Origin of the sequence: Microbacterium sp. UBA3394, assembly GCF_002358725.1 — a bacterium.
Lineage (GTDB): Bacteria > Actinomycetota > Actinomycetes > Actinomycetales > Microbacteriaceae > Microbacterium > Microbacterium luteum.
The window spans coordinates 1-5410 of sequence record NZ_DEPK01000113.1 but is presented as its reverse complement, the minus strand read 5'-3'; the positions used below and the strand labels follow the sequence as shown (position 1 = coordinate 5410).

General features: G+C 68.8%; 5 protein-coding genes. 2 read left to right on the top strand and 3 right to left on the bottom strand.

Going from position 1 to position 5410, the window contains the following annotated elements; all coding sequences use genetic code 11:
- Positions 1-390 (top strand): helicase-related protein (locus tag B4E30_RS06895; protein WP_286794220.1); only part of this gene is annotated, 390 nt, incomplete at its 5' end.
- Between the two features lie 81 nt (positions 391-471).
- Positions 472-2034: a Rieske 2Fe-2S domain-containing protein gene (locus tag B4E30_RS06890; RefSeq protein ID WP_286794218.1), complete on the top strand. Its 1563-nt coding sequence runs from the start codon at positions 472-474 to the stop codon at positions 2032-2034.
- Positions 2035-2059: 25 nt separating this feature from the next.
- On the opposite strand, the gene B4E30_RS06885 is transcribed toward B4E30_RS06890, so the two are convergent.
- Genes B4E30_RS06885 through fni form a run of 3 tightly spaced genes read right to left on the bottom strand, consistent with a single transcriptional unit; the run spans position 2060 to position 5332 of the window.
- On the bottom strand, positions 2060-3223 hold the full coding sequence (locus B4E30_RS06885; protein ID WP_286794216.1) for a hydroxymethylglutaryl-CoA synthase: 1164 nt from the start codon (positions 3221-3223) through the stop codon (positions 2060-2062).
- The gene (locus B4E30_RS06880) at positions 3220-4269 is read right to left on the bottom strand and encodes a hydroxymethylglutaryl-CoA reductase (protein WP_286794214.1); all 1050 of its coding nucleotides are present in this window, start codon (positions 4267-4269) and stop codon (positions 3220-3222) included. Before B4E30_RS06880 ends, B4E30_RS06885 begins: the two co-directional genes overlap by 4 nt.
- A complete protein-coding gene (fni, locus tag B4E30_RS06875; RefSeq protein WP_286794212.1) occupies positions 4259-5332 on the bottom strand; it encodes a type 2 isopentenyl-diphosphate Delta-isomerase in 1074 nt (357 codons plus the stop codon). Before fni ends, B4E30_RS06880 begins: the two co-directional genes overlap by 11 nt.
- Positions 5333-5410 lie beyond the last annotated feature (78 nt).

Here is a 5410-nt window from a genome sequence, read left to right as displayed (position 1 = left end):
AGGGCGGGCATCGGCTTCACGCGTCTGGACGGCTCCACCGCCGACCGGTCGGGTGTGGTCTCGGCCTTCCGGGCGGGCGAGACGCCCGTCTTCCTCATCAGTCTGAAGGCGGGCGGCTTCGGGCTGAACCTCACCGACGCCGACGTCGTCATCCTGCTCGATCCGTGGTGGAACCCCGCCGCGGAAGCACAGGCGGTCGACCGCGCCCATCGCCTCGGTCAGAGCCGACCGGTGATGGTCTATCGCCTGATCGCCTCGGACACCATCGAGGACAAGGTGCGCGCCCTCCAGCAGCGCAAGGCCCGCCTCTTCGGCGCGGTGCTCGACGATGACGATCTGTTCGCCCGCTCCCTGGACGCGTCCGACATCCGCGGTCTGCTGGAGACCTGATCGGCCCGGACGGAGCGTGCACACAGCGACGCGGGCATCGCGCGCCGTAGAATCGTTGGGCGTTCGACACAGGAGGAACTCATGCGGATCACGGGCCTCGGCCACGCCGGGATGTTCATCGAGACGGCCGGCGGCAGCATCCTCTGCGACCCCGTCATCGGCCCGAGCTTCTACGGTTCGTGGTTCCCGTTCCCCGACAACCGCGCTCTGGACTGGCAGCGATTCGGGCAGGCGGACTTCCTCTACGTCTCGCACCGTCACCGCGACCACTTCGACCCGGCGCTGCTGCAGCAGTACGTGCCGAAAGACATCCGCGTGCTGCTGCCGGAGTACCCGACGGACGATCTCGAGCGGGACCTGCGGCGTCTGGGATACGAGAACATCGTCTACACGCGGGCCGGTGAGACGCTGCGCTACGGGGACCTCAAGATCATGGTGACCCCCCTCCGCGCACCCTCCGACGGCCCCATCGGCGACTCCTCGCTGTCGGTCGACGACGGCACGGCCAGCATCCTCAATCAGAACGACTCGCACCCGCTCGATCTCGACGCGCTCATGTCGTTCTCCCGCCCGGAGGCCTACTTCACACAGGTTTCGGGCGCCATCTGGTGGCCGATGGTCTACGACCTGCCCCAGGACGCGAAGCAGAACTTCGCGAAGCTCAAGCGGGATGCGCAGAACAAGCGTGCGATGTACTACATCGAGAAGGTCGATGCTCCGCACGTGTTCCCGATGGCCGGTCCGCCGATGTTCCTTCGCGAGGAGCTTTTCCGCTACAACGGCACGGGCCTTCACGATGATGCAATCTTCACCGACCAGCGGGAGTTCCTCCGGCACATGAGGGAACAGCGTCCGGACCAGAAGGGCTACGAGTTCGTACCGGGCACGGTGGTCGAACTGGTGGACGGCGAGCTGTCGGTGACGCAGGCGCTCTACACCGACGACGAGATCGATCGGATCTTCGACGACAAGTGGGCCTATCTCGCCGAGCAGCGCGACGCCCGCCAGGAGGAGATCCGAGCGGAGGTCGCCTCGCGGGCCGAGGTGCTCCCGCCCGAGGAGATGCTCGCCGCGATCAAGGCCTGGTGGGAGCCGCTGCTGCGCCGTGCTCGCACGATCCGCAACGGGGTGGGCGGCAACGTCCGGTTCCGCATCGGCGAGCTGGACATGGTCGTCGATTTCCCCAAGGCCAAGGTGCGGGAGTACGCGGGGGAGGAGTGCGTCTACTGGTACACCATCCCCGCCGACCTCGTCTCGACCAACATCGCCGACCACGAGATCGACTGGTCCAATTCGATCTTCCTGTCGATGCAGTTCGAGGTCGGCCGCAGCGGAAAGTTCAACGAGTTCCTCACGACCTTCCTCAAGTGCCTGTCCCGCGACCGGATCGAGTACGTCGAGAACTGGTATGCCGAGCAGTCCGACCAGACCGAGGACGTGCAGCTGGAGGACTGGGTCGTGCAGCGACGCTGCCCCCACCTCCGCGCGGATCTGACCAAGACCGGCAAGATCGAGGACGGCGTGCTGACCTGCTCGCTCCACGACTGGAAGTGGGATCTCGCGACGGGCCGATGCCTGACGACGCAGGGGCACCCCATCCGTGCCGGGCGTGCCGACGAACAGGCGGACGCCCCGGCCGCCTGACCGTCCGGGAGCGTCGAGCCCTCGCTCAGTCCCGCGTGTACCGGCGGGCGCGGCCGGAGATCCCCGCGAAGTGGAATGCGCCCGCGGACACCGGGTCGACGGCGAGGTCCGTCGATGTGTCGCGGGGAACCCGGCGATGCAGCTCGCGATACTCCTCGACACTTATCGGGATGCGCGCATCCAGCAGCGCCTCGGTGCGCTCCCGGCGCGCGGCCGCACGGTAGCCGGGCCGCACCACGCCGGTGAAGAACTCTCCCACCGCTCCCGAGCCGTAGCTGAACAGACCGATCCTGGAGCCGGTGAGGTCGTCGTCCGAGTCGAGGACCGCCGCGAGGGCGACGTAGAGCGACGCGGTGTAGCTGTTGCCGATGCGTCGGTTGTAGCGCGTGGACGGCAGGAAGGTGTCGAGCCCGAGCTCGACCCCGGTGTGCTCGGCGAGCTTGCGATGCGCCTTCTCAGCCATGCGCGTGAACGGCTGGTGGTGGCAGAAGGCGTCGATCTCGCTCGCCGCCACGCCGCCTTGAGCGCGGTAGTCGTCCCATGCCCCCGTGAAGGCGTCGAGGTACGCGTCGATGGAGAGCTTGCCCTCGACCATCGCGATGTCGCTGTCGTTCGGGCGCCAGAAGTCGTCGATGTCGGCGGTCCAGATGCCCGTCGGCGTCGGGATCTCCAGAAGATCGGGGTCGGCGGCGACGAGCATCGCGACCGCACCCGCACCCTGCGTGGGTTCGGCTGCGGTGTCGATCCCGTATCGGGCGATGTCGCTGCTGATGATCAGCACGCGTTCCCGGGGGTCGCGGGTGACGATGCCGATCGCCATCTGGAGCGCGGCCGTTCCGCCGTAGCAGGCCTGCTTGAGCTCGACGACACGACAGGCGGGAGGCAGCCCGAGGAGCCGGTGCGTGAAGATGCCGGCGGCCTTGGACTGGTCGACGCCGGTCTCGGTCGCGAACAGCAGCGTGCGGATGCCCGCGACGCCGTGGCGGTCGAGGATCGGCGCGGCTGCGGCGGCGCCCATCGTGACGATGTCCTCGTCGGGGCCCGGGACGCTCATCTGGTCCTGGCCGAGCCCTTTGTGGAACTTCGCCGGTTCCACACCGGTCGCGCGTGCGAGATCGGCGAGATCGAGCACACGACTCCCGGTGGCGACGGCGAGGTCGTGGATTCCGATGACGGGCGGGGTGTTCATGCTCGGCCTCCTGCGCGGCGTTCCATCAGCACATGCGATTGCATCAGTTCACCGGGGTTGGTCTGTGCCGCCAGCAGCGACAGCTCGCCGCACAGAACCGTGGCGGCGATGAGTCCGGCCAGCCGTCGCGCGCCGGCACCCGAATCCTTCAGCCCTCGGCACCCCAGCCGCTCGAGGGCCGCGTCGACTCCGGGCAGATCCTTGCCGTTGCCGACCGTTCCGACGATGAGATTCGGGAGGGTGCATGAGAACAGCAGATCGCCGTCTCCGCGCCGTTCGGCATAGGTGATGCCCTGTGAGCCTTCGACGATGTTCGCGGCGTCCTGACCGGTCGCGAGATAGAACGCCAGGAGCATGTTCGCGTAGTGCGCGTTCGCCGAGCGCAGGGCGCCGGCGACCGTCGATCCGACGAGGTTCTTGCGCACGTTGAGATCGACCATGCGGGTGGCGGTGGTCCGCAGCTGAGCGTCGACCAGATCGGCCGGGATGAGGATCTCGGCGACGACGCTGCGACCGCGACCGAGCAGACCGTTCACCGCCGTGGCCTTCTTGTCGGAGCAGAAGTTGCCGGAGATCGATCCGTACGACAGCTCCGGGTGCCATGTCAGGATCGCGTCCATGAGCGACTGCGCGGCGAGGGTGACCATGTTGTGGCCGGACGCGTCGCCCGTCGTGAGCGCGAAGCGCACGAACAGCAGGTGACCGACGATCTCGGTGTCGAGCTCGATGAGCTTGGCGTGGCGACTCTGCGCGGCGACGATGGCCGCCAGGTCGTCGAACCGGGCGTCGAGGGCGCGTGACGCGGCGACGGCCTCGGCGGCCGACGCAGCGACGAACAGACTCGAGCGGGTCATCCGCTCGTCGACGACCGACACGCGGATGCCGTCGTCGACGAGGCGGGAGACGCGTGCGCCGCGGCCCACGGACGGCCATAGCGGCGTCTCATAGGTGGCCAGCGGCACGCTCTGCTCGCCGGCGACGTCTCCGCTGAGCTTCAGGGGACCGACCCACCGGGTGGGGATGGGTGTGACGAGATCATCGGGCATTGCTGCTCCTTCCGAGGGATCGCTGCGCCAGAGTCGTGAGGTCGACGCCGCGCGCGGCGCAGAACTGTGCCGTGGCGCCGCTGACGACGACGTCGGTGGTGCGCAGGGCGGTGAGGTCCTCGGCTCCGAGAAGGGCGAAGAGCGAACCGAGATGCATGGTCCACTCCTGGATGCGGTCGCGGAGCGCCTCGGCGCCCCCATCGAGGACGACCGAGAGGAACGACCCGGAGACGCCCACGGCGCGCGCACCGAGGGCGAGAGCGCGCGCGACGTCGAGGGGGGAGCGGACGCCGCCTGAGGCGAGGAGGGTCGGGGCGCCGGCCGGCGCCTCCAGCAGGCACGCGACGGTCGACTGCCCCCACCCTTCGAGGTAGCCGTAGTCACGCTGCGGGCGACGCTCGTTCTCGACTCGCACGAAGTCGGTCCCGCCGTTGCCGGAGACGTCCGCGTACGCCACACCCATGTCGGCGAGCCGCCGCAGCGTGCCCGAACTCAGACCGAAACCGACCTCCTTGACGATGACCGGCACGTCGACGGCGGCGATGATGCGCTCGAGAGAGGACGGCCAGGTCGAGAAGGAGCGGCTGCCCTCCGGCATGACCGTCTCCTGCACGGCGTTCACGTGCACCTGCAGCGCGTTCGCCTCGAGGAGTTCCACGGCGCGGCGGGCATCGTCGGCGCTGCGCTCCACGCCGAGATTGGCCATGACGAACCCGTCGGGGTTCTCCTCCCGCAGCACGCGGAACGTGGGGGCGACCGACGGGTCGCCGAGCGCGATGCTCACCGATCCCGACGCGATCGCCGCGCCGGTCTCGCGCGCGGCGATCGCGAGATCCCGGTTCACGGCGCCGGTCATGTCGCTGCCGCCGGTCATGGCGTTGATGTAGAAGGGAAGCGGCCACGGGGCATCGGCCACCTCGGTGCACAGCGTCACCTGATCGACGTCGATCCCGTCGAGCGCGTGATGCACGAAGGCGACGTCGTCGTAGCCGTTTCGTCGCGGGCCCGACGCCTGCTGCTCCGCCGCGAGGCGGACGTGGTCGTCCTTGCGGTCACCCGACACGGTCGTCTCCCTCGGTCACTGTCACGGAGAGCGCCAGCGGCACGACACCGAGGCCGCGCCACGCACGCTCGAGCGCAT